General features: G+C 69.0%; 12 protein-coding genes and 1 riboswitch. Of the genes, 7 read left to right on the forward strand and 5 right to left on the reverse strand.

Annotation, left to right across the window (positions count from 1 at the left end):
• Positions 1-359: 359 nt before the first annotated feature.
• Genes ACUDCK_RS16765 through ACUDCK_RS16775 form a run of 3 tightly spaced genes read left to right on the forward strand, consistent with a single transcriptional unit; the run spans position 360 to position 17,462 of the window.
• The gene (locus ACUDCK_RS16765) at positions 360-2,015 is read left to right on the forward strand and encodes a ShlB/FhaC/HecB family hemolysin secretion/activation protein (RefSeq protein ID WP_175166794.1); all 1,656 of its coding nucleotides are present in this window, start codon (positions 360-362) and stop codon (positions 2,013-2,015) included.
• A gap of 24 nt (positions 2,016-2,039) precedes the next feature.
• A complete protein-coding gene (locus ACUDCK_RS16770) occupies positions 2,040-16,694 on the forward strand; it encodes a filamentous hemagglutinin N-terminal domain-containing protein (protein WP_175166793.1) in 14,655 nt (4,884 codons plus the stop codon).
• Positions 16,695-16,703: 9 nt separating this feature from the next.
• The gene (locus ACUDCK_RS16775) at positions 16,704-17,462 is read left to right on the forward strand and encodes a SapC family protein (protein WP_054502231.1); all 759 of its coding nucleotides are present in this window, start codon (positions 16,704-16,706) and stop codon (positions 17,460-17,462) included.
• Positions 17,463-17,545: 83 nt separating this feature from the next.
• Here the strand turns inward: ACUDCK_RS16775 and ACUDCK_RS16780 are convergent, their stop codons facing one another.
• From ACUDCK_RS16780 to ACUDCK_RS16790, 3 genes are all read right to left on the reverse strand, one after another.
• A complete protein-coding gene (locus tag ACUDCK_RS16780) occupies positions 17,546-18,844 on the reverse strand; it encodes an alpha/beta fold hydrolase (protein WP_175166792.1) in 1,299 nt (432 codons plus the stop codon).
• Positions 18,845-18,853: 9 nt separating this feature from the next.
• Positions 18,854-19,846: a Bug family tripartite tricarboxylate transporter substrate binding protein gene (locus ACUDCK_RS16785; RefSeq protein ID WP_175166791.1), complete on the reverse strand. Its 993-nt coding sequence runs from the start codon at positions 19,844-19,846 to the stop codon at positions 18,854-18,856.
• A 247-nt stretch (positions 19,847-20,093) separates the two neighbouring features.
• On the reverse strand, positions 20,094-20,651 hold the full coding sequence (locus ACUDCK_RS16790; protein ID WP_175166790.1) for a DUF1415 domain-containing protein: 558 nt from the start codon (positions 20,649-20,651) through the stop codon (positions 20,094-20,096).
• Positions 20,652-20,755: 104 nt separating this feature from the next.
• A riboswitch (Fluoride riboswitch) is annotated at positions 20,756-20,819 on the forward strand.
• Positions 20,820-20,982: 163 nt separating this feature from the next.
• Between ACUDCK_RS16790 and crcB the strand changes: the two genes are divergently transcribed.
• Positions 20,983-21,354 carry a fluoride efflux transporter CrcB gene (gene crcB, locus ACUDCK_RS16795; protein ID WP_026382997.1) on the forward strand — a complete coding sequence of 124 codons (372 nt, stop codon included), beginning with the start codon at positions 20,983-20,985 and terminating at the stop codon, positions 21,352-21,354.
• Positions 21,355-21,482: 128 nt separating this feature from the next.
• Positions 21,483-21,866 carry a hypothetical protein gene (locus tag ACUDCK_RS16800; RefSeq protein WP_175166789.1) on the forward strand — a complete coding sequence of 128 codons (384 nt, stop codon included), beginning with the start codon at positions 21,483-21,485 and terminating at the stop codon, positions 21,864-21,866.
• Positions 21,867-21,911: 45 nt separating this feature from the next.
• Here ACUDCK_RS16800 and ACUDCK_RS16805 read toward each other — a convergent pair whose 3' ends face one another.
• Together ACUDCK_RS16805 and ACUDCK_RS16810 are read right to left on the reverse strand one after the other, a co-directional pair.
• Positions 21,912-23,384, reverse strand: coding sequence for a M20 family metallopeptidase (locus tag ACUDCK_RS16805; protein WP_020928243.1), 1,473 nt, complete (start codon positions 23,382-23,384; stop codon positions 21,912-21,914).
• Between the two features lie 48 nt (positions 23,385-23,432).
• Positions 23,433-24,350 (reverse strand): LysR family transcriptional regulator, encoded by a 918-nt coding sequence (locus ACUDCK_RS16810; RefSeq protein WP_054502224.1) that lies wholly within the window; start codon positions 24,348-24,350, stop codon positions 23,433-23,435.
• A 110-nt stretch (positions 24,351-24,460) separates the two neighbouring features.
• On the opposite strand from ACUDCK_RS16810, the gene ACUDCK_RS16815 reads away from it, so the two are divergent.
• Both ACUDCK_RS16815 and ACUDCK_RS16820 read left to right on the forward strand, forming a co-directional pair.
• Entirely contained in the window at positions 24,461-25,414 is a 954-nt protein-coding gene (locus ACUDCK_RS16815; RefSeq protein ID WP_175166788.1) for an alpha/beta fold hydrolase, read from the forward strand.
• 18 nt (positions 25,415-25,432) lie between these two features.
• The gene (locus tag ACUDCK_RS16820) at positions 25,433-26,419 is read left to right on the forward strand and encodes a Bug family tripartite tricarboxylate transporter substrate binding protein (protein WP_175166787.1); all 987 of its coding nucleotides are present in this window, start codon (positions 25,433-25,435) and stop codon (positions 26,417-26,419) included.
• Positions 26,420-26,445 lie beyond the last annotated feature (26 nt).

Consider the following 26,445-nt stretch of genomic DNA (forward strand, 5'->3'; position numbering starts at 1 on the left):
ACATGATAGTGTTTGTTACATTGAGCAATCTGCCGGAAGTGTGGGTTCTTCGTCGACCTGACCCCCCGCAACGACTCGCGATGACGACCTCGCGACGACACCTGGACACCACGCCGGCACGCTCCCTCTTCTGACGCATCCGCAAGGATGCCATTGCCCGGCCAAGAATCCCGCAGTGTCGGGGAGTTGTAAAGAACTTTAGAAATTCCGTTTATTGATGTTTACGAAATATATCAAATAGCTTCGTTTAATTCTGATTGTAACGAATCATCACTTACGTATCCATGCGCCGTCCAGCCCAACCCCGCCCCGCCGTCCTCCGCCAGCCCCCTTTCTCCCTACGCGCCGGCTTTGCCGCCGTGGTGCTGGCGCTCGCCGCCGGGCCGGTTGCCGCCCAGAACGTGCAGTTGCGCCTGCCGTCAGGCGCCGAACCCGGCCGCCAGTTGCCGCAACCCGTCCTGCCGGAAAGCACCCCCGCCGCACCGCCGGTGACGGTGCAGCAAGGCGGCGCCACGGAAGCGCCCGCCGGCGCCGACAAGCTGACCTTCACGCTGACCGACATGCGCGTGGAAGGCGTGACCCGCTACCCGGCCGATTCGCTGCGCCCGCTCTACCAGGGGCTGGTCGGCAAGACGATCACCGTCGCGGACGCCTTCAAGGTGGCCAACGAGCTCGAGCTGCGCTACCGCAACGACGGCTACGTCACCACGCGCGTGATCGTGCCGGCGCAGACTATCGATGACGGCCGTTTCCGCATCATGGTGGTCGAGGGCTACATCGCCGACGTCAAATATGACGGCGACATCGGCCCGGCGCAGGCGGCGGTCGAGAAGCTGGTGCAGCGCCTGCGCGGCGTTCGTCCCATCAACGTGGCGGAAGTCGAGCGCCAGTTGCTGCTCGCCAACGACCTGAACGGCCTGACCGTGCGCGCCTCGCTGGAAGCCTCGCCCACGGAAGTGGGCGGCTCGGTGCTGGTGGTGCGCAGCGAACGCAAGGCGGTCGACGCGCGCCTGGGCATCGACAACCGCGCCTCGCCCTACCTGGGCTGGAGCGAAATGACCGGCCAGGTCACGCTGAACTCGTTCGGCGGCCGCGCCGACAGTCTCACCCTGACCGGCCGCGTGGGCTTCCCGGCCTACCGCAGCAAGGCCGTGGGCGCCAACTACAACATGCTGGTGTCCGACAGCGGCACGACGGTCGACGTGGCCGCCAGCTACGCCAAGAGCGAGCCGGGCCGCGAACTGGCTCCGTTGAACGTCGCCAGCGACGTGCAGGCCTATTCGGCCACCGTCACCCATCCGCTGATCCGGTCGCGCCTGGAGAACCTGCGCGCCTTCGGCATGCTCGACGTGCGCAACGTCGCCACCGACATTGTCGAAACCCCCTTCACGCGCGACCGCCTGCGCGTGCTGCGCGCCGGCCTGAGCTATGACCGCACCGACAGTTGGAATGGCATCACCGCCGTGCGCGGCACCGTGCACCAGGGCCTGGACGCGATGGGCGCCTCCAAGGAAGGCAACGAGCTGGCCTCGCGCGCCAAGGGCCGCCCGGACTTCCTCAAGCTCACCGCCGAACTGACCCGCCTGCAGCAGTTGTCCGACCGCTTCAGCCTGGTGGCCACCTTCGCCGGCCAGTACAGCGCCAGCCCGCTGCTGGCCAGCGAGGAATTCGCCCTGGGCGGCCCCAACTTCGGCCGCGGCTACGACGACGGCGAAATGTCGGCCGACTCGGGCGTGGCCGCGTCGCTGGAACTGCGCTATGCCATCTCCACCGACCGCTTCCTGCCCAGCGGCGCGCACGTCTACACGTTCGTGGACGGCGGCCACATCTGGTCGCGCAGCGAAAGCGCGCCGCTGACGCGCGCCAAGCTGTCCTCCTACGGCGCCGGCATGCGCGCCAACCTGACCAAGAATCTGTACGCCACGATCGAAGTGGCCAAGCCCATGAGTTCCGACGTCCTGACCCAGGGCAACAAAGATCCCCGCGTGTTCTTCAGCCTCTCGGCCCAGTACTAATCCGCGACAGAAAAGCGACCGACCATGACTCGTCAATCCCGCATCCTCGCCCAATCCGCCCGCCGCCAGGCCCTGAAGGCCCCGCCCCTGCCCGCGCTCACCACCATGGCGATGGTGATCGGCTCGCTGGTCTCCGGCGGCGCCCACGCCAACCCCACCGGCGGCAACGTCGTGGCTGGCGGCGCGACCATCAATGACCGCGGCAACGGCACGCTGGACATCAACCAGTCGACCGGCAAGGCGATCATCAACTGGAAGGGTTTCAGCATCGGCGCCAACGAGACGGTCAATTTCCGTCAGCCGGGCAGCAACAGCGTCACGCTGAACCGCGTGGTCGGCAATGATCCGTCGGCCATCTTCGGCCGCCTCAACGCCAACGGCAACGTGATCCTGGTCAACCCGAACGGCGTGCTGTTCGGCAAGGGCGCGCGCGTGGACGTGGGCGGACTGGTCGCCACCACCGCCAACATCAGCGACAAGGACTTCCTGGCCGGCAAGTACAAGTTCGACCAGCCCTCGTCCAAGGCCAATGCCATGATCGTGAACGAAGGCACGATCAGCATCAAGGACAGCGGCCTGGCGGTGCTGGTGGCGCCGGCGGTGCGCAACTCGGGCGTGATCGAGGCCAAGCTGGGCCGCGTGGCCCTGGCCGGCGCCAAGACCGTCACGGTCGACTTCCACGGCGACGGCCTGCTGAGCTTTGACGCCACCTCGGCCGTCAGCGAGCTGCCCAAGGACGCCGATGGCAAGCCGGTCTCGGCCCTCGTCGCCAACAACGGCGTGATCCGCGCCGACGGCGGCACGGTGCTGATGACGGCGCGCGCGGTCAAGGGCGTGATCGACAACGTGGTCAACACCGACGGCATCGTCAGCGCCAAGGCGGTGGGCACGCAGAACGGCAAGATCGTGCTGTCCGGCGGCGACGCCGGCACGGTCAATGTGGCCGGCACCGTCGAGGCCACCGGCGTCAACGCCGGCGAGCGTGGCGGCAAGGTGGTGGTGACCGGCGAACACGTCAACGTGGCGCGCGGCGCCGCGATCGACGTGTCCGGCGCGGCCGGCGGCGGCGAGATCGCGCTGGGCAGCCAGGGCGTCGCGCCTGACGACGGCTCGGCCGCGTTCAGCGGCAAGTCGTCGACCGTGAAGGTGGCGGCGGGCGCCACCCTCAAGGCCGACGCGCTCATCAATGGCAACGGCGGCAACGTCACCATGTGGTCCAACGACGCCACCGCATTCGCCGGCAGCCTGTCGGCGCGCGGCGGCGCGCAAGGCGGCGATGGCGGCTTCGCCGAAGTCTCCAGCAACAAGAACATCGGCCTGACCGGATCGGCCGACCTGCGCGCGCCCAAGGGCAAGACCGGCCTGCTGCTGATCGACCCGACCGACCTGCGCATCGTCGACTCCGCCAGCGGCGGCGGCTCGCAGGACGGCGCGGCCGGCGACGGCACCATCAACGGCGGCGACGCCAACACCGCCAACAACACCGTGTCGCGCGGCCTGCTGGAAAGCCTGGCCGGCACCACCAACATCAAGCTGGAAGCCACCGGCCAGATCACGGTCGCGGACATGGCCGCGATCAACCTGAAGACCACCAGCGGCCACAGCTTCACGATGCGCTCGACCCAGACGGGCGGCATCCGCTTCGAGAACGCGAACACCGAGATCAGCACCCAGGGCGGCTCCATCACGCTGGAAGCGCTGGGCGTGGGCAGCACGCTGGACAACATCGGCAAGCTGACCAGCCGCGGCGGCGCGATCACGCTGAACGCCACCGGCGACATCAACCTGGCCAACGTCATCGACGCCGGCAGCGGCGCGGCGCTGGTCCGCACCAGCGCCGGCTCGATCCGCAACACCGGCGGCGCCAACCAGGTCGTGGCCGGCGGCAGCGTCAAGCTGGACGCCAGCGGCGGCAACATCGGCGATCCGGCCGCGGCGGTCAACACCCGCACGGCCCAGTTGTCGCTTGCGACCGGCGGCAACCTGGCCGTGGCCAACCGCCAGACGCTGACGTCGCTGGACATCACCAGCCGCCACGCGCAACCGGGCGTCAACAACAGCTTCCAGCTGACCTCGCCCGACCTGGCTTTCGCGCTGCAGGACAACGGCAGCTACCAGCTGAGCACGGTCACGCAGCCGGGCCTGAACTTCTCGTTCACCGGCGACCGCACCATCACCGCGGGCAACATCGACCTGGGCAGCGGCGCGCTGGCGCTGACCTCGACGGCCGGCCACATCCTGGGCACGCCCACCTCGTTGCTGAAGGCGGGCTTCATCACGCTGAGCGCCGCCGGCAGCGACGGCAGGAGCGGCGCGATCGGCTCGTCTGCCCAGGGGCTGAACACCCAGACCGCCTCGCTGACCGCGACCAGCGGCACCGGCGGCGTCTACCTGAACAACACCGGTTCGGCGATCCTGAAGGCCATCGACACCACCGGCAGCCTGGTCGCCACGACCACGGGCAACCTGACCCTGGGCGATATCAAGACCGGCGCGTCCGCCGTCCTGACGTCGGCCCTGGGCAACATCGTGGACGACGGCGTCGACGCCACCACGATCGCCACGTCCTCGCTGACGCTGGCGGCGGCGAACGGCACCATCGGCACCGGCGCACGCAGCCTGAAGACCAGCGCCAGCAGCCTGTCCGCCGTCTCGAGCGGCGGCGTGTACCTGGACAGCACCAGCAGCAACCTGAACATCACCCAGGCGCAGGCCGCCAACGCCGCCATCACCATCACTGGCGCCGGCAGCGTCTCGGCCAACAACGTCAGCTCGGGCGGCGGCGCCGTCAACCTGACCGGCAACAGCATCAACGCCGGCCAGGTCAACGCGGGCAGCGGCAACGTCACGCTGACCGCGCGCGCCGGCAGCATCACCGGCACCTCGGCCTCGCTGATCACCGGCAACGTCGTCACCCTGCTGGCCCCGGCCTCCAACACCTCGTACACCGTCGGCACCGCGGGCACCTACCTGCGCACCGCCGCCGGCGAACTGCACGCCACCGGCGGCAGCATCTTCCTGAACCAGGCCCAGGGCTCGGTGCTGCTGGACGACCTGAAGGCCAACAACGGCATCTATGTGACCGGCGTCGCCAACCTGACGGCCAACCAGCTGGACGCCGGCAACGGCACGCTCTCGCTCAACGCCCAGGGCGGCAGCGTCCTGCGCGCCAATGCCAACAGCGTGCTGGCGGGCAGCAGCGTCAACCTGCAGGCCCTGCAACACCTGGGCACGGCCAGCGAACACCTCACCACCGCCACCACCAGCCTGACGCTGGGCAGCGGCGGCGACATCTTCATCGACAACCCGGGCAAGACGCTGACCTACCTGGCGATCAGCAATTCCCACGCCGACCCGGCCCGCCGCAACACGCTGCAGGTGGCCGCGCCGTTCCTGACCTTCGATATCAATGACAACCTGGGCAACGCCTACGAGCTGCGCCAGGTCTACAGTTCGCTGCTGAGCCAGTTCTCGTTCACCGGCGACCAGAGCCTGAAGCTGGGCAACCTGCGCGCCGGCAGCGTCATCACGCTGACCTCGACCCTGGGCAGCATCCTGGACGACGGCATCGCCGATACGCGCGTCACCGCCAGCAACGTCAGCCTGACGGCCAACCAGGACATCGGCACCGCCGCCAACTACGTGGCGGTCAACGCGCCCAGCCTGTCGCTGGACACGCGCGGCAACCTGTATGCCACCAACATCGCCGACCTCAACTCGCTGTCGGTGACCGCCCGCCACAAGAGCGCGGACGACCACTACGTGCTGGACGTGCGCGCGCCGTCGCTGCTGTTCAACATCACCGACGACGCCAGCGGCCACACCATCCGCGAAGTGCGCGACGCCAACTCGGTGAACTTCAGTTTCACCAGCGACCGCGACATCACGGCTGGCAGCATCGACGCCGGCTACAGCGGCAGCATCACCCTGAACGCCGCCGGCGACATCCGCGACGACGGCAACAAGCAGACCCGCCTGCTGGCCAACGCGGTCAACCTGATCGCCGGCAAGGCGGTCGGCGCCAGCGGCGCGGGCTACCTGGACATCATCGCCGGCAGCCTGAGCGGCTCGGCGGGCAATGGCGGCTTCTACGTCCAGCTGCCCCACCCCACCGGTTCGTCCAACACCACCGGCACCGTCACGCTGAACAACATCACCGCCACCGACGACGTGCGCATCGACACGCGCCAGGGCGACGCGCTGCTGTCCGGCACCGTGCGCAGCTGGAACGGCGCGGTCGCCCTGAACGTGGCCAACGGCTCGCTGTTCGGCAACGGCACCGGCAACGTGTACGCGGGCGGCAATGACATCCTGCTGACCGCCGCCGGCGCCATCGGCGGCGTGTACAACGGCAGCCTGCGCTACATCGGCGTGGGCGGCAGCGGCCAGGCCAGCGTGCAGGCCACCGCCGGCACCGACGTCTACCTGAACGGCACCACCGGCAACATCAAGCTGACGCGGCTGGAGGCCGGCAGCGGCCAGATCGGCTACACCCAGGCGTCGGGCAACACCACGATCGGCAGCCTGAGCGCCGCCGGCGCGGCCACCCTGGCCAACACCGGCGGTTCGCTGCTGGACGACGGCGACGCCGCCACGCAGATCCGCGCCAGCAGCATCGCGCTGGCGGCCGGCGGCAGCATTGGCGCGACGGGCGCCGCGCTGACCCTGCAGGCCCCGGACGTCAGCCTCGCCAGCGGCGGCGGCATCGCCGTCGACAACCTGGTCGGCCTGACGCGCCTGAACATCACCCGCAACGGCACGGCCAACGCCACCTATGCGATCACCGCGCCGAACCTGACGGCGTTCACCGTGACGGATGACGCCAGCGGCATCCACCTGAAGAACATCGCCAGCGCCACCAACCTGGACTTCGGCTTCACCGCCAACAGCAAGAACCTGCTGGTCGGCAGCATCGACGCGGGCGCCAACGGCAAGGTCAGCCTGACCTCGAACCAGAACATCAGCAACGACGATCCGGCCAACAGCGGCGCCATCCGCGCCTCGACCGTGGCGCTGACGGCGGGCACCGGCGGCTCCATCGGCTCGTCGGTCACGGGCGGCGGGCTGGTCCTGAACGGCACGTCGGCGCTCAGCCTGACCGCCGGCAACCACTTCTACGTCAGCAGCGACACCGTGCTGCGCAGCCTGGCCATCAACAGCCTGAAGGCCGCCGGCAGCGCCAGCACTTTCGAGATCGGCGGCGGCGCCGGCCAGACCATCCGCATCAGCGACGACGGCACCACCCAGTACCTCGAACAGGTCACCGGCGGCCTGACCGACTTCAGCTTCAGCGGCCGCAAGAACATCCAGGCCGGCACGATCACCGCCACCAATTCGGTCAACCTGGCCACGACCGGCGGCGGCGTCAACTCCAGCATCACCAGCGATGGCGGCGCCGGCCGCATCACGGCCAACAGCGTCACGCTATCGGCCACCGGCTCGGACAGCTATACCGCCCGCGACGCCAATACCGGCGCCATCGGCGCCGGCGCCCGGGCGCTGCGCGTGACCACCAGCAACCTGGCGGTCACCAACAACGGCGACATCAACCTGAACAACGGCGGCCAGGCGCTCAGCAGCCTGAACCTGTACCTGTCGCGCCGCGACGCCGGCAGCAGCGTCAACTACGACACCAACAGCTATGCCTTCGCCGGCATGGGCGGGCAGTCGCTGTCGCTGGGTAGCGGCACCAACATGACGATCGGCGCCAACATGCAGGGCGCGGCGCTGACCATCAACACCGACACCGCGATCACCTCGAACACCATCAACGCCGGCAGCGGCTCGGTGTCGCTGACCACGCGCTACGTCAACAGCGACCTGGCCCCCAGCATCGGCGGCTCGGGCCTGATCACCGGCAACAGCGTCAGCCTGAGCGCCCTGGGCACCAACGGCAGCGTTTTTGCCAAGACCAGCACGTCCAACCTGTCGATCGCCTCCGCTGGCAATGTGAACGTGGCTAACGACAAGCAGCTCGATTCGCTGTCGTTGACGGCCAATCACAGCAGTTCCAACGGCGCGGTCGTCAACACCTACGCCATCAGCGCCACCGGCATGACGGAGTTCTCGCTGAATGATTCGACCGACGTCTCGGGCCTGACACTCAGCAACATCATCAATACCGACAACCTGGCACTGTCGATCTCGTCGGACCGCGCGCTGACCGTCAACAAGGTCACCACCGCCGCCGGCGGCTCGGTCACTCTGGCCAGCAACGGCACCATCTACGGCAACGGCGCCAGCGCGCCGAATATCACCACTGGCGCGCTGACGCTCAACGCCAGCTCGGTGACGGGCACCTACGCCACCAACCAGCCGCTGTTCGTCAGTGTCGACTCACTGTCCTCGAACATCCGCGGCAGCCTGTGGGTGTCGAACAACAAGAGCCTGACGCTGCTGGACAACAGCGCCACCAGCTCGGCCCAGGTCAACGTGACCAACGGTTCGATCACGCAGGGCGCCGGCCGCTTCGTCACCCCGGCGCTGACACTGACCGCCGCGCAGTCCATCGGTGGCGCCGGCAACGCGGTGCAGACCGACACGCGCCAGCTGACTACGCAATCGGGCGGCAACCTGTACGTCAACAACGCCAGCGACCTGTTCTCGCTGAACATCACCGCCAACCACGCCAACAGCGCAGTGGACAACGTGCTGCAGGTCGCGGCCAAGGGCCTGACGTTCAATGTCACGGACGCCGGCGCCTATGCCATGACCGAGGTCAGCGACCTGACCGGCCTGAACTTCTCGTTCGGCGGTGACCGCACGCTGTACGTCGGCAACGTCGACGTCGGCCCGGCCAACACCGTGAGCCTGGACGCCTATGGCTCGGGGGCCAATATCCTGAACCTGTCGCCGACTTCGCACATCACTGGCGACGTGGTCACGCTGCGTACCAGCGGCCAGATCGGCGTCGCTTCCGGCGACGACTCGGGCTCGATCCACACCACCACCAGCGAGCTCTACCTCACCGCCGGCAGCGACGTCTACGTGGACAATGACCGCGACCTGGCCAGCCTGTCGCTGTACGCCACCGGCAGCGCGCCCGCGACCTACCAGATCCAGTCGAACGAACTGCTGTTCGACGTGGCCCACAACGGCAGCCGCCTGCAGGTCAACCAGGTGCGCGACAACACCGGCCTGAACCTGATGCTGTCGAGCAACGTCGGCCAGGACATCGGCATCATCGACACGCAGCCGACCGGCACGGTGCGCCTGTCCAGCAACAACAGCATCCTGGGCAGCGCCGACGACAGCCAGCGCATCACCGCCGCGCAGGTCAACATCACCACCCAGGGCTCGGGCGCCATCGGCGCGGTCGGCCGCGAAATCAACCTGTCGGCGCCGATCGTCAGCATCCAGAACGCCGGCGACGTCTACGTCGATTCCGACACGCACATCGATTCGCTGACGCTGTACTCCACCGGCAATGCCGCGCGCAGCTACGGCATCAATTCGCCCACCCGCGACGGCGGCAACATCGGATTCCAGGCCACCGACGGCGGCAGCGGCAGCAGCGCCGGCCTGGTGCTGAGCCAAGTGATCGACCAGGGCGGCCTGAACCTCAGCGTCACCAGCGACCGCACCATCACGGTCGGCAAGATCAATGTCGGCAACGACAACGTCACGCTGACCTCGCGCGGCGGCTCGCTGCTGGGCGACGGCGACAGCACCACCAAGATCGACGCGGCGGCCCTGACCCTGACGGCCAACAACGCCATCGGCGCGGCCGGCGCCGGCAACGCCATCGACACCCGCGTCAGCACGCTGAACGGCCGCGCCAATGGCGGCGGCGCGTACATCACGGTGGAAGGCAACACCAGCCTGCCGAGCCTGGTCTCGACGGGCGCCAGCTCGGTCAGCAACACCACCGGCGACATCGAGCTGGGCACGGTCAACACCAACGGCAACGCCTTCACCGTCAACAACACCGGCGGCTCGATCCTGAGCGGCACGATCAACAACGCCACCACCGTCAACCTGACGGCCAATGGCTCGATCGGCAACAAGAGCGCCATTCGCACCACCGCGCTGGCCAACGGCACCACCACGGTCAACCTCAGCGCCACCAAGACCGACCGCGCCGATGGCAGCATCGCGCTGACGGAAGCCTATGGCCTGCAGGTGGCCTCGGCCTCCGGCGCCGGTGATATCACCCTGAGCGCCGACACCGCCAACAACGGCCGCAACCTGACCGTGGGCACCATCACGTCCACAGACGGCGCGGTCACCCTGTCGACCGCGCGCGGCAGCATCGTCGGCGCCAACAACAGCAACCTGGTCACCGGCAAGAGCGTCAACCTGACGGCCAACTACGGCACGGGCACCTCGATCGGCGCGTCGAACTCGGCCCGCCTGCACCTGAACACCGAGAAGCTGACCATGGCCACGCCGGGCAGCATCTACGTCGACAACCTGGCCGACCTGTCCGACCTGACCATCATCCGCAACAACGCGCAGGGCTCGAACCTGGGCAGCGCGGGCATGTTGACCATCGACGCCAAGAACCTGACGTTCAGCGGCGGCGACTCCAACAACGCCACCGCGCTGACCGTGGTGCGCGACACCACCGGCCTGAACTTCACCTACCAGGCCGTGGGCGCGATCAACCTGCACGACATCGACGTCACGCAGAACGGCTCGGTAACGCTGTCGACCAACCCGTACTACTACACGGGCGGCTCCATCCAGGGCATGAACGGCTCGTCCAAGATCGTGGCGGGCGACCTGACGCTGTCCACCGGCACGGGCGACACACCCAACACCATCGGCTCGGCCGGCCTGGCGCTGAGCACGCAGGTCAAGAACATCGCCGCCACCGCCTCGGGCGGCATCTGGCTCAAGCAGAACGGCTCGATCAACCTGGGCAACCTGCGCGCGGGCGGCGACCTGTCGGTCACCACCACCACGGGCGACATCCTGGTCGGCACGGTCAGCTATGGCACCGGCAACGCCCTGACCCTGAACGCCCAGACCGGCAGCATCCTGTACGGCGGCGGCACGCTCTCGGGCGCGGGCGCCGGCGCCATCACGCTGACGGCGCAGAACGGCATCGGCACGCGCGACGCGGCCATCAAGATCGCCGCGCCCAACAGCCCGGTGTCGGCCACCGTCACCGGCGACGGCTCGCTCTACCTGGAGAGCAGCGGCAACCTGCTGGGCGGCCTGACGACCTCGGTCGCCAATGGCGAGACGCGCATCACCGGCAACGGCAGCCTGGCGCTGACCAGCGTCACCTCGGGCACCGACGCCACCGGCAACGACATCTCGGTCAAGACCACCTCGGGCAACATCACGGTCAAGAACGTGCAGGCCGGCGCCAACCACGGCCAGGTCACGCTCAACGCCGAGAACGGTTCGATCCTGGCCGACGCGGCCGGCGCCACCGTCAAGGCCTACGGCGTGGCGCTCAACGCCGCCAACGCCATCGGCGCCAGCAACGGCCGCATCAACGCGACCGGCCAGCGCGTCGAAGCCACCACCAGCGGCGGCATGTACCTGGCGGCGGACAACAACTCCGTCTACTCCTACCTGTCGGGCAACATCATCGACATCGCCGCCGCCGGCAATCTGCAGATCGCCAACGCGATCTCGTCCAATGGCGCGATCAAGATCACCGGCAACGGCGCCAACAGCCAGTTGGTGGCCGGCAACATCGACGCCGGCGCCGGCAGCGTCAACATCGACTTCAGCAAGACGGGCAGCACCATCGTCGACGACCGCGAGGACTCCACGCGCATCATCGGCAACAACGTGGTGCTCAAGGCCGGCGCGGGCATCGGCGGCGCCGCCGGCTCGCCCGACAACCTGCAGACGACCGCCGCCAACATCACCGCCGAAGTCACCGGCGCGGGCTCGATCTACCTGAACGACAACCGCGCGGCCGGCACCACGCTGGCGTCGGTCATCACCCAGAACGGCGCGATCGGCATCACCACCGCCGGCCCCACCCTGGTCACCAGCGCCATCAGCCGCAACGGCTCGGCCAGCAACAACATCTCGATCGCCGCCACCAGCGGCGACCTGTCGGTCAACACGATCGACGCCTCGGCGGGCGGCGACATCAGCCTGAACGCGGCCGGCTCCATCCTGGGCGCGGTGGCCAACAACCTGGTCCTGGGCAACACGCTGACGGCCGTCGCCGGCGGCAGCATCGGCTCGGCCGCCTACCCGGGCAATGGCTCGGGCGGCATCGCGCTGCGCACCAACCTCGGCGCCCTGGGCAACCTGTCGACCGCCGCCGACGGCGCGGTCATCGTGGTCAACAACATCGGCACGCGGGCCCTCAGCGCCAACAGCGGCAACATCCAGCAGAGCGGCGCCATCAGCTCGGTCTACCTGACCACGGCCGGCGATCTGGACGCCAGCGGCGGCATGTCGAACACCGCCGCCAACCTGCTGCTGTCCTCGGGCGGCAAGCTGACGCTGGCCAGCGCCGGCGTACAGGCCAACGGCACCATCACGCTCAAGGGCACGCAGGACGTGGTGGCCGCCGGCGCCACGCCGCGCACGATCAACGTCAAGGGCACCACGCTGAATTTCAGCAGCGGCGCCGCGGGCGGCAACACCACGCTGGTGACCGAAGCCCGCACCATCGGGGCCAGCCTGACCGGCACCAGCACGCCGGCCAACCTGACGCTGACCAACACCGGCGCGCTCGACGCGTCGCTGAGCGCCGCCAACGGCGACATCAGCGCCACGGCCACCGGCTCGCTGAACGCCTCGGCCACCGCCGTCGGCAGCAACCGCACCATCGCGCTGACCTCGCAGCACGGCGATGTAGAGATCGGCATCGTCAACGCCGGCGCCGCCAGCGGCACCGTGATCCTGAGCGCCGCTGAGGGCTCGCTGCTGGGGCTGGACAACACCCTCACGGCCAACAGCCTGGACCTGACCAGCAAGACCGGCATCGGCACCCAGGCCGACCACTTCACCACGTCGGCCCGCAATCTCAAGGCCAATGTCCTGGGCAGCGGCGACATCTATGTGGACGCCTCCGGTCCGTTGACGCTGGGCCGCGTCGCGACGGCCGACGGCAACATCGGCATCGCCTCCGCCGGCAACCTGGCGAGCACGGTCGGCCTGTCGGCCGGCAACGGCGGCGACGTCGCGCTGGCCTCCACCGCCGGCAACGTCACCGTCAGCCACGACATCGCCAGCGCCGACGTGCATGACCTGTCCGTGAGCGGCGCGGCCATCGCCATGGCCGCCGCCAACACCAGCGGCAGCCAGACCTACACCGGCAACGTCACCCTCAACGGCGACCTGACCGGCAGCGCCATCGGCATCACCGGCAACGCCACGCTGGCCGGCGGCAAGCGCACCCTGACGGCCAACGGCGCCAACGGCGGCGTCGCCCTCTCGGGCGCGCTGAACGGCGGCGCGCAGCAGGCCGTGATCGTGGCCGACGACGGCGACGTCGCGCTGGGCGGCAATGCCTCCAACCTGGCCAGCCTGACCATCACCGGCAACAACATCGACCTGCGCCAGGTCGCCACCACCGGCGCCCAGCAGTACAACGGCGCCACCACGCTGCGCGGCGCTTACACCACCGCCAACGGCGCCTTCGGCGTCGACGGCGCCACCACGCTGGCCAGCACCGTGAGCGTGACCACCGGCAGCGGCGCGGTCGCCTTCACGGGCGCCGTGTCGGGCGCCAACGCGCTGACCGTCACCAGCAGCGGCACCACCACCTACGGCGGCGCGGTCGACATCGCCTCGCTCAACCAGGCGGGCACCGGCGGCACGGCCATCAACGGCGGCAGCGTCACCACCAGCGGCACGCAGACCTACGTCGGCCACGTGACGCTGGGCGACGATGCGGTGCTGACCGGCACCACCGTCACCCTGGCCAACGGCGCCGACGGCGCCCATGCGCTGGAAATCGACGGCACGGCCCTGCTGACCGGCGCCATCGGCGCCACCACCAAGCTGGCCAGCCTGACGCTGGACGGCGCCGCCACGCTCAATGCGGGCAGCATCGCCACCACCGGCAACCAGCGCTACAAGGGCGCCGTGACGCTGAGCGGCGATCACACGCTGAGCACCACCACCGGCGGCGTGGCCTTCGACGGCGCGCTGGACGGCACGCATGACCTGCACGTCGTGTCCACGGCCGGCGGCGACGTCAGCTTCGACGCGGTCGGCAGCGCCACGCAACGCTTGGGCAGCCTGACGGTCGACACGGCCGGCACGACCGCCTTCAATGGTTCGGTCTACGCGGCATCGGTGCAGACCGACGACCCGGGTGCCGTGACCATCACGGGAGAGCGCGTCGACACCACTGGCGTCATGCGATTCGGCGAGCTGGTCACGCTGGGCGGCAACGTCACGCTCAAGGGCGCCAGCGTCACCCTGGCCGGCGGCGCGAACTCGACCGACGAGGGCCAGGGCCTGACCATCGAAGGTCCGGCCACGATCAACGGCCCGGTGGGCGCCGGCGCCAATGGCCGCCTGGCCTATCTGACCGTCGACGGCGACGCGACGCTCGGCGGCGGCCCGCTCAAGACGGTGGGCGAACAATCCTACCTGGGCAAGGTCGAACTGTCCGGCAATGCGCAACTGAGCACCGCCGACGCCAAGGTGACCTTCAACGATACGGTCACCAGCGGTAACGGCAGCGGCCTGACGGTCAGCAGCGGCAGCGGCGACGTGCGCTTTGCCGAACAGGTCGGCGACGCCGCCACCGGCCGCCTGGGCGCCCTGGCCGTCAACAGCAACGGCGCCACCACCTTCGAGAAGGCCGTGTACGCCGCGTCGGTCAACACCGACGCGGGCGGCACCTTGGCCATCAACGGCGGCCTGATCGACACCACCGGCACGCAGTCCTATGGCGAACGCGCCGTGTTCAGCACCGACACCGTGCTCAAGGGCAGCACCGTCAGCCTGCTGGGCGGCGGCGACGGCGAGCACGACCTGACCATCGACGGCAATGCCGTGCTCAAGGGACCGCTGGGCGCCAATGATCCGCTGGCCAGCCTGACGGTCACGGGCAACGCCACGCTGGGCGCCGGCAGCATCGTCACCGACGGCGAACAGTCGTACCAGGGCAATGTGACCGTGGGCGGCAACGTCTCGGTGACCAGCCGCCAGGGCGACATCGGCTTCGACCGCGCGGTCGATGGCGGCCACGGCCTGACGGTCGTCGCCAATCAAGGCGAAGTGACCTTCTCCGGCCCGGTCGGCCAGGGCTCGCGCCTGGGCGACCTGAAGGTCAGCGCCGCCGGCGACATCGTGCTGGACGGCCCGGTGCGCGCCGCCTCGGTGCAGACCGGCGGCAATGGCGACGTGCTGATCAACGGCGGCTCGGTGGACACCACCGGCACGCAGCAATACGGCCAGCACGTCATCCTGAGCGGCGTGGACACCACCCTGACCGGCGCCAACGTGCAGCTCAAGGCCGGCGTCGACGGCACCCAGCCGGGCCAGCAAGGCCTGGTCATCGTCGGCAACGCCGATATCCAGGGCGACGTCGGCGCCACCACGCCGCTGCGCAGCGTGGCCGTCACCGGCACCACCACCCTGGGCGGCGGCAAGACGCACACCACCGGCGACCAGGTCTACAACGGCGCCGTGACGCTGAAGGGCGACCGCGACCTGACCACCGACACCGGCTCGGTGATCCTGGGCAGCAAGCTGGATGGCGGCAACGGCAACAACCTGAACGTCAACGCCGGCAAGAACATCCAGGTCGCGGGCGATGCCACCGGCCTGGGTTCGCTGACCCTGCGCGCCGTCGACACCATCGTGTTCAACGGCGACGTCAGCGCCTACCGTGTGCAGCAGTTGGAGGCCAAGTCCGCCAGCTACAACGGCGCGGTGCGCGCCTCCGGCCCGGACGGCATCGACATCTCGGGCGGCACGCTGTCATTTGGCAAGAACGTCACCGCCGACACGGGTTCGATCCGCATCGCCAATACCAGCCCGACCGGCACCACGTCCTTTGGCGCGGGCAGCACCGTGAAGGCCGCCACCGGCTTCACCCAGACCGGCGGCGCCGGGCTGACGCTGCCGGCGCAATTGCTGGTGACGCAGGGCCCCATCAACCTGGGCGCGCCGGCGAAGCTGCAAGGCGGCAACGCGGTCATCCAGACCAACGGCGACATCACCGCCATCGGCCTGAGCGGCCCGCAGACCTCGCTGACGCTGGCCTCCGGCGTGGGCGCGCTGCGCATCGGCCTGAACGACGCGGATCCGAGCCACAAGCTGAACGTGGCCGGGCTGACCGTGCAGAACGCCGGCTCCGCCGATATGTGGGGCACGATCGGCGGCAAGACCGGTTCCATGGCCGCCACCACGATCCGCAGCTCGCTGGCCGGCGCGCCGTACTTCATGAACGGCGCCGCCTGGGGCCAGACGGACGTGATCGACCGCCTGGCGGCGGTCACGGCCCCGCGCTCGGTGATCCCCAGCACGCCCACCGCCAACCCGCTGTTCCAGGGCACCGTGCCGTCCAAGGGCTTCGGCCCCGACGTGCTGGGCGCCTTCGCTGATCCGCAGGTGCTGACGGTGGCCTCGGCCTTTTCCTGGCAACTGCCTTCCGGCGACAATGCGGTCTTGACCGTGCCGACCGGCAACCACCCGGTGCTGCAAACCCCGGGCGGCAACCCACAACGCCCCGCCGTCGAAGGCGCCGCCGACGACGCGCGCCGCGACACCGACATCCAATCCCGTACTCTCTGACCAGACACCATGACGACGCAAACCTCGCTTCCCCTCTTCTACGAGCAACCCCGTCCGCTCGCCGCCGGCGCGCACGCCAACCTGTCGCTGGCCGGCAACACCGGCTTCGCCTACGCCGCCAGGACCAACGCGGTGCCGCTGGTCGCCACCGAGCTGCCGACCGCGTGCCGCCACTTCCCCATCGTCTTCACCGATGGCGAACAGCCCACGCCGGTCGCGGTGCTGGGCGTGCGCGGCCAGGAAAACCTGTTCGTCGACGCGCAGGGCCAATGGCGCCCCGGCACCTACATCCCGGCCTACGTGCGCCGCTATCCCTTCATCTTCATGGAGAACGAAGACCGCAGCCAGTACACGCTGTGCGTCGACGAGAAGGCCGCCTCGGTGGTCGAAGGCCGTGACAACCCGTTCTTCGACGAGGCCGGCGAGCCGACCGCGCTGGCCCGCAGCGCCCTGGAATTCTGCCGCGACTACCAGAACCAGCACGCCTACACGCTGGAATTCGCGCGCGCCCTGGCCGACGCCGACCTGCTGATCGAGAACCGCGCCGACATCACCCTGGCCGACGGCCAGCGCCTGGCCATGTCCGGCTTCAAGGTGATCGACGAAGCCAAGTTCAACAAGCTGCCGGAAGCGGAATTCCTGCGCTGGCGCGCCAATGGCTGGCTGCCGCTGGTCTATTGCCACCTGCTGTCGATCAACACCTGGCCCAGCCTGATCGACCAGGTGCAGCCGGTCGCCGCGACCGAGGAAGCCGCCGCCGAGGCATGATCTTCTGGAACGCCCGCGGGCCGGCGCATGCGCCAGCCCGCGCCCCACGGCCCCGCCGGCCTCGCCGGTCGGGGCCGTGCGCGTTATGACGCTTGCCCGGTCGCGCGCGCCAGGAAGGCCAGCACCGCGCGATAGGATCCCTCATTGCCGGCCGCGTTGGCCGGCGGCGTGCCGCCCGCGTCCAGCAACAGGCCGGACATGGCGTGCGGCTTGCTGATCAGCGTGGCCGGCAGGCACGGATAGTGCACGTGATGCCCCGCCCCCTTGCAGACGTAATGCGACGTGGGCAGCCCGTGCGCCTCGCGCTGGCGCATGACGATCTCGGAATACGCGGTGCTGGGCCAGAAGCCGTCGTCCGACGCGCTCACCAGCAGCACCGGGCCCGGATAGCGTTCCACCGGGATGCGGGCGCGTTCGAACGCGGCGGCATCGCGGCTGGCGCTCAGGAACGCATGGGTCTGCCGGTAGGGCGGATCCGAGGCGTAGGCCGCCTCCCAATCGGCGCTGGGGTTGTCCTGCCACAGGTGCGGCAAGGGTTCGCCGCCCTTGCGCCAGACCTGCGCATTGCGTCCCGTGCCCGGCTCGCCGGCGCTGACCACGCCGTGCGTCACCGGCGACGGCACGTAGGCCACCACCGCGCTCACCAGGTCGGGATAGTGCGACGCCACGAGCAATGAGGTCTCGCCGCCGCGGCTGATGCCGGACAGCGCCACGAAACCATCGCGCGGCTTGAGTTCGGCGCGGGCCCAGCGCAGCGCCTGCTCGAAATATTCCAGCGGCATGTCGTTCAGGTACTTGGGCCGGCCATCGTGGTTGAAGATGGCCAGCGCCAGGCACTGGTAGCCGCGGGCCGCGAACAGCGCCGCGCGCGGCGCGTTGACGCCGCCGGACGAGCCGTTCATGTAGATCACCAGCGGGTGCGGGCCGGGGCCGGCGGGCGTGTAGAGTTCGCCCGACAGCGTCATGCCGCCGACCTGTTCGCGCACGGCGCGGTGCGTGACGCCCTCGGCCACGAAGGTCTGCACCAGCCGCGCGCTGGCCTCATGCCGGCCGTCGGTGGCGTGCAGGTCGATCGCCAGCGGCTCGGTGCGATCGGGCGGAAACACCACCCGGTCCATCTCCTCGCAGGTCATCGACCACACCAGTCCCATGGCGGACGGCTCGGCATAGCTGCCGGACACGGGGCAATCGCGCGCCAGGTCCAGGCTGCCGTCGTGGCCGGCCATGAACACCGCCTGCGAACGCCACGGCACGCCGCTCATGCGCATGCGGGCCGTGATGGTGACGAAGGCGTAGGCGGGAAAGCCGTCGATGCGGATCTCGCGCGGCACGTCGATCAGCGCGGATTCGGGGCTGACGGTGATGCGGGCTTGTTCGGTCATGGCGCGTCCTCAGCCTTTCAGGTCGGTCTTGGGCACGTTGTTGGCGCGGATCACGCTCGCCCACATGGCGGACTCTTCGGCAATGACCCGGTCCAGGTCGGCCGACGAGGTGAACTCCACGGTCACCCCCTGCTCGGCGAACTGCTTGACCAGGCTGGGGTCGCGCGTGCCTTCGCGCACCGCGTTCTCCAGCGTCGCGGCGACCGCCGCCGGCATCGCCGCCGGGCCCGAGATCATCATGCGGGTGTACAGCTCGAAGCCATCGACGCCGGCCTCTTTCATGGTCGGCACGTCGGGCAGGCTCGACAGGCGCCGGTCGGCCGTCACCGCCAGCACCTGCAGCTTGCCCGACTGGATGTTGGGCAGCGCCGAGGTCGGGAAATCGAAGGTGCTCTGCACCGTGCCGGCCATCAGGTCCAGCAGCGCCGGGCCGCTGCCCTTGTAGGGCACGTCCTGGAACTGCGTGCCGGTCTTGGACTGGAAGTGCAGCAGCGCCAGGTGGTTGATGACGCCGCGCCCGGCATGGGCGCAGGTGATGTCGCCCGGCTTCTTCTTGGCCAGCGCGATGAATTCCTGCACGTTCTTGACGCCCAGCGCCGGATGCACGATCAGCAGCATCGGCGACTTGCCCATCGACCCCAACTGCTTGAAGTCCGACTGCTGGTACGGCAGGTTGTTGTAGAGCAAGGGGTTCAGGATCATGCCGTTAGTGCCGGCAAAGCCCAGCGTGTAGCCGTCCGGCTCGGCCCGCGCCACCGCCACGGTGGCGATGATGGCCTGGCCGCCCGGCCGGTTCTCGACCACCACGTTGCCCTTGAGGATCTTGCCCATGCGTTCGGCCAGCGCGCGCGCGGCGATGTCGGTCAGGCCGCCGGGCGCGAAGCCGACCAGCAGGCGCACGGGGCGGGTGGGGAAATCGGCCTGGGCCTGGGCAAACGCCAGGCGAGGCAGCAACGGCAGCGCGGCAAGCGCGCCCAGGGCGTGGCGGCGGGTGAACGGCATAAGGCTCTCTCCAGACAGGCGCGCACGACGTCCGCGCGACAGGCGGCCGCGCGAGCCATGCGATGAACAAGGGGGAAGGAAGCACAGGCCGCCCGCCGAACGGCGGGGGGTCTCAATGACGGTATCTTGTATGCAATATGGCGCGGGGGCTATCTAGGGATATCCCGGTGCCGGGTTCGCCCCCACGCCGCGCGCCTGCGCGGCCCCGCGCAGGAGAGGCCCGCCTGGAACCTGAGCAAAACCCGCCTCAGGACTTGCTCATCAACCGCTTCCAGCCTTCCAGGCCAAGCCGCTGCATCGTGTCGATGTTCTTCTCGTAGATCTCGGCGGCGTCCGGGAACGACTCGACCGCGCGGTCGATGCTGTCCTCGCGCAGCAGGTGCAGGATGGGATACGGCGAGCGGTTGGTGTAGTTCTCGATATCGTCCGGCTGGGTGTCGGCGAACTGGAACCCGGGGTGGAACGTGGCCACTTGCAGCTCGCCCACCAGACGCATGCGCTTGAGCAGGCGGTCCGAAAGGTCCTCGAAGTCGTTGAACTCCAGGAAATCATCGAGCGCGTCGGGGATGATCAGCAGCGTGGTGTCGATCTTTTCCGGATCGGCCTCGGCCAGCAGCGCCAGCTCGTCCTGCAGGTCGGTCAACACGCCTTCGGCATCGGTCGCATCGCTGACGGCAAAGCGGATCTGGTCCTTGACCTGGACCGCCTTGGCGAACGGACAGAGATTCAGGCCGATCACGGCCTGGGTGAGCCAGTGGCGGGTTTCGGCAACCACGTTGGCGTAGGCGTCGGAAGTGGAAATCATGGCGGGTAATCCTGGCAAACCGCGAGTATAGGCGACCGGTGGAAGGCGCCCGCGACCGGGTTCGCTTTGGAGCCACGCCCAGCCGCCGCGCCTGGGATACAATCGACCGCAATGGGAATGGAGCTTCCCAAAACCGCCGATCCCTCGGCTGATGGCTCCTGCTGACCGGGCAACATGCCCGCAGCGGGTGCCGTCCGGACAAAACCCGCCGCGGCGGGTTTCTTGTTTTTCGGGCCGCGGCCTCGTCGCAGGCCGCCCGCGCCTTCAACCGGCGCGGCCCGTGAACAAGGCCCAGGCTGTTGCTCTCCATCGTTTCACCTGGAGAGAAATCTTGAATCTAGTGCTGGTTTTCATCGGCGGCGGCCTGGGATCGGCCGCGCGCTACGGCATGAGCCTGGCCGCGTTGCGCCTGGGCTGGATTGCCTTCCCCTACGCCACCCTGGCCACCAACGTGATCGGCTGCTTCGTCATGGGGCTGATCACCGAACTGCTGGCGCTGAAGTTCTCGGTGTCGCAGCCGACCCGGCTGTTCCTGACCACCGGCATTGTCGGCGGCTTCACCACCTTTTCGACCTTCGCGCTGGAGACCGCGCTGCATGTGGAACAGGGGCGCATCGGCACCGCGCTGCTGTACGCCGGCCTCTCGCTCGGGTTGGGGCTGGCGGCGCTGTTCGGGGCGATGGCGCTGGTGCGGACGCTGTGACGGCGGCGGCCGGGGCGCCGTTGACGGCCGCGCTCGCCATCCACCCTCCGTCCGACATTGCCGGAGCCTGTGGCACCGCGCGACGGGGCCGCGCTAGAGTGGCGCCACGACTACCACGAGAGAAACGGATGGCCATCGCGCTCACCTATTTCGCCAACCGCCTGTCCGACGATGAACTGGTGATGCTGCTGCGGCAACGCGAGAACTTCTACGTCGAGAACATCAGCGCCATGGATATGCTGACGCGACGCATGCAGGCGCTGCTGGCGACGGACGGCCTGGACAGCGTAGTACAGATCGCGCCCCAAAATACGGCCCCCCTCTCATTCATTCCCAACCCGATCACGGACACCGTCTTCATCCTGAGCGGCCTATGGGCATTACTGCGGCGGATCGCGCAACGATTCACCCGCCCCCGCTGCGACGTACTCCTGCGGGTGACGTCCGAGACAGCCATGCGCGTCGTGTTCCGCCCATCGGCGCGGCTCTCGGCAGCGCATCCGACGCCATGAAAAAAGCCCGGCCAGGCCGGGCTTTCTTTCATCCGCCAACGCCGATCAGGCCGCCGGCATCGCCGCCATGGTCTGCGCGACCGCGGCGGTCAGCTTCTTGCCGTAGGGCACGTGCAGGAATTCATTCGGGCCGTGGGCGTTGGACTTGGGGCCCAGCACGCCGCACACCATGAACTGGGCCTTGGGGAAGCCCTTCTGCAGCATGCTCATCAGCGGAATGGTGCCGCCCTGGCCGATGTAGCCGCAGGGCGCGCCATAGTACTGCTGCGAGGCGGCATCCAGCGCCTGGGTCAGCCACGGCGCCGAGGCCGGCGCGTTCCAGCCGGTGGCGGCGCCTTCGTTGGCCTTGAAGAGGACCTTGGCGTTGTAGGGCGCGTCGGCTTCCAGCAGGGCCTTGATTTCCTCCGAGGCGGCGACGGCGTCGACCAGCGGCGGCAGGCGCAGCGACAGCTTGAAGGCGGTGCGCGGGCGCAGCACGTTGCCGGCGCTGGACAGCGGCGGCAGGCCTTCGGCGCCGGTCACCGACAGGGTCGGGCGCCAGGTGCGGTTCAACAGGGCCTGTTCCGGCTCGGTCGTCATGGGCAGCACGAAGCCGCCGTCGGCGCCGCAGCTCCAGGGGAAACGGCGCCACACTTCGTCGCCCAGGATGCGGGCGGTGGCGTGCACCTGCTCGATGCGGTCGGCGGGAATTTCGCAGTGCAGGCTCTGCGGCAGCAGGCGGCCGGTGGCGCTGTCTTCGAGGCGGTCCAGCAGGTGGCGCAGGATGCGGAACGACGACGGCACCACGCCGCTGGAGTCGCCCGAGTGCACGCCTTCGTCCAGCACCTGCACTTCCAGCGTGCCCGACACCATGCCGCGCAGCGAGGTGGTCATCCACAACTGGTCGTAGTTGCCGGCGCCCGAATCCAGGCACACCACCAGGGCCACGTTGCCCAGGCGGTCGCGCAGCGCGTCGACATAGGGCAGCAGGTCGTAGCTGCCGGATTCCTCACAGGTCTCGACGATGCCCACGCAGCGCGGCCGCGGGATGCCCTGCTTGTCCAGCGCCATGATGGCGGTGAGCGAGGCGTACACGGCGTAGCCGTCGTCTGCGCCGCCGCGGCCGTAGAGCTTGCCGTCTTCGTACTTGGGGGTCCAGGGGCCGAGGCCGGCGCGCCAGCCCGAGAATTCCGGCTGCTTGTCCAGGTGGCCGTACAGCAGCACGGTGTCGCCGTTGTCGCTGCGGGTGGCGGGCGCGTCAAAGAAGATCACCGGCGTGCGGCCGGGCAGGCGCACCACTTCCAGCTTCAGGCCCGAGACCTTCTGGGCTTCGACCCACTGCGCCGCGTCGCGCACCACGCGCTCGATGAACGCGTTCTTTTCCCAGTCGGCGTCGAACGCCGGGCTCTTGGCCGGGATGGCGATGTAGTCGGTCAGCGCGGGGATGATCTCGTTGTCCCACTTGTCGTCCACAAAAGCCTGCAGAGCCTTCGGATCGAGGGTAGGAGGAAGTGCGTCGTCGGGGATGCGTGCGTTCATGGCGCGGGATCCTGTGGTCGGGAAGCGGAATAATCCTCTATTTTATGCCTAGCGCGCCGCGTAGGCCTCGATCCGGCTCCACACCTGGCGCGCCAGCGGCTTGGCGTTGGCCACCGACTGGTACAGCCGGATCTCCATGTGGATGTCGTTGCGCGCGCTGTCGGCGCGCACCAGGGCGCCGGCGCGCAGGTCGGATTCGACCAGCGTGTGGGGCAGCCACGCCAGGCCGAAGCCCTGCCGCGCCATGGCATGCAGCGCGTCCGCCAGGTCGGATTCATACATGGCCTGCAATCGCGCCGGCACGCACAGGCCGCGCAGGCGATCGCGCAGGATGCGGCCCAGCGACATGCTGTCGGCGTAGGCCAGGAACGGCACGGCGGGATCCGAGGCCAGCTTGGGCACGGCATGGCGCGGATGGCGGCTGCCCGGCGCCAGCGGCGCGCTGACCGCCACCAGCTTGTCGGCGCCGACCCGGCGAAAGCGGTAGTTGGGGTTGTCGATCTGCGCGTACAGCGGCTCGTGCGCGTGGCACAGCAGGAAATCGACCTCGCCGTCGGCCAGCATGTCGATGCCAAAGTTGAGCGTGGTGGTGACCACCTTCAACTGGAACGGCTGCATGCCCTGCTGCACCCTGGCCATCAGCCCCGGCAGCACCGAATGCGCCAGCGTCTTGCCGGAGGCGATGGCGATGCGGCGGACACGCTCCTGTTCCGGCTTCTGCAGACCCTGGCGCGTCTCGCGCAGGATGTCCAGCACGTCGATGGCCGCCGCCAGCATGCTGCGTCCGGCCGCGTTCAGCGTCGACACCTGGTGGCCGCGCTCGACCAGCGGCACGCCGGCCCAGTCCTCCAGCGCCTTGATGCGGCGCCCGAAGGCCGGATGCGTGACGTTGCGCGCCTCGGCCGCCTGGAACAGGTTGCGCGCCTTCGACAGCGCCACGAAGTCCTCCAGCCACTTGATGTCCATCCGTCTCCCCTCTTCTTGTGTGGCTGTGCCGTATCGGCACAGGCCCTGCACATTTTGCACAAACCCCGCGTTTGTTACAACTAGTATTACGGCGTTCCCTGGAGATGCCGATGTCCGACGCCCCGATCCTGCTGAAATCCCTGCGCAGCCACTTCCTGGGCGGCCGCGAGGTCGCGGCCAGCGGACTGCCGGTGCTGCGCAGGCAAGTGGTGGGCAACGGCGCCGCGCGCGCCATCGACATGAACGGCGGCTACTGCGCCGGCCAGTTGTACGTGCAGGAATACCGCCTGGCCGAGCCGCGCCACCCGCATCCGGTGCTGCTGTGGCACGGCGGCGGCATGACCGGCGCACAATGGGAGAGCACCCCCGACGGCCGCCAGGGCTGGCTCTGGCGGCTGCTGCAATCCGGCTATGACGTGTTCGTGGCCGACGCGCCCGAGCGCGGCCGCGCCTCGTGGGCGATGTACCCGCAGATCTACGACGCGGCGCCGATCTTCCGTTCCAAGGAAGAAGCCTGGCACCTGTTCCGCGTCGGCCCGGCCGGCGGCTACGCGCCCGCCGGCCAGCCGCGCCGCGCCCACCCCGCCCAGCAATTCCCCACCGAGGCCTTCGACACCTTCGCCAAGCAGTTCGTGCCGCGCTGGCTGGCGCATGACGCCATGGCGCTGGATGCCTATCGCGAACTGCTGGACCTGGCCGGCCCCTGCATCGTCATCGGCCACAGCCAGGGCGGGGGCTACGCCACGCAACTGGCGCGCGAATGCCCCGGCCCGATCCGCGCGGTGGTGGCGGTGGAACCGACCGGCACGCCCGAACACGTCGACGGCCCCCTGCCCCCGCAACTGCTGGTCTGGGGCGACCACTTCGACCAGCACGACACCTGGCAACGCTACCGCGCTCAGACCGACGCCTACTGGGACGCCCTGCGGCGGGCCGGCAGGCGCGCCGACGTGCTGGACCTGCCCGCCGCCGGCATCGGCGGCAATTCCCACTTCTGCATGCTGGACCGCAACAGTGACCGCATCGCCGAACTCATCGTCGACTGGCTCAACGGCCTCGACTAACCTTCGCCTGGAGACACCATGAAACTGACCAAAACCGCAATCGCCGTGGCGTTGCTGAGCGGCGCCTCGCTGATCGCCGGCCCGGCCTCGGCGCAGCAGGCCGACTACCCCAACAAGCCCGTGCGCCTGATCGTGCCGTTCGCCCCCGGCGGCACCGCCGACATCATCGGCCGCGTGTTCGCCGCGCAACTGGGCACCGAACTGGGCGCCACCGTGGTGGTCGAGAACAAGGCCGGCGCGGGCGGCTCGATCGGCACGCGCTTCGTGGCCGACGCGGCGCCCGACGGCTACATCCTGCTGCTGGCCTCGTCCAGCACCCACGGCACCAACCCGGCGGTGTACAAGAACCTGACCTACGACGCGGTGCAGGACTTCACCGCCATCACGCAACTGGTGACCGTGCCGGGCGTGCTGAGCGTGACCAAGGACTTCCCCGCCGCCGACCTGAACGGCCTGATCGCCGCCGCCAAGGCCAACCCGGACAAGTACACCTACGCCTCGTCGGGCGCGGGCGGCCTGGGCAACCTGGCGATGGAACTGATGAAGTCGATGACGGGCGCCAAGCTCATGCATATCGCCTACCGTGGCGCCGGCCCGGCCTTCACCGACGTCATCAGCGGCCAGGTGTCGATGATCTGGGAGCCGGTGCCGGCCTCGCTGCCGTACATCAAGGGCGGCCAGATCCGCCCCATCGCCATCGCCGCCGACACCCGTTCGCCCGAACTGCCCGACACGCCGACCTTCAAGGAAGCCGGCCTGCCGCGCTACGAGGCCAACGCCTGGAACGGCCTGCTGGCGCCCAAGGGCCTGCCGGCGGACGTGACGCAGAAGCTGCACGACGCCTCGGTCAAGGCGCTCAACAACCCCGAGGTCAAGGCCAAGCTGGCCAGCCTGGGCGGCACGGTGGTGGCCGGCACGTCCGAAGCGTTCAAGAACGTGATCGCCAGCGACGTGAAGAAGTGGAAGAACGTGGCGGCCGACGCCAAGATCCAACTGGATCAGTAAGCCGCGCGCGCCACGGCGCCTGTTTC

This window comes from Achromobacter sp. CF-sbj1-Ac2-l, assembly GCF_052698165.1.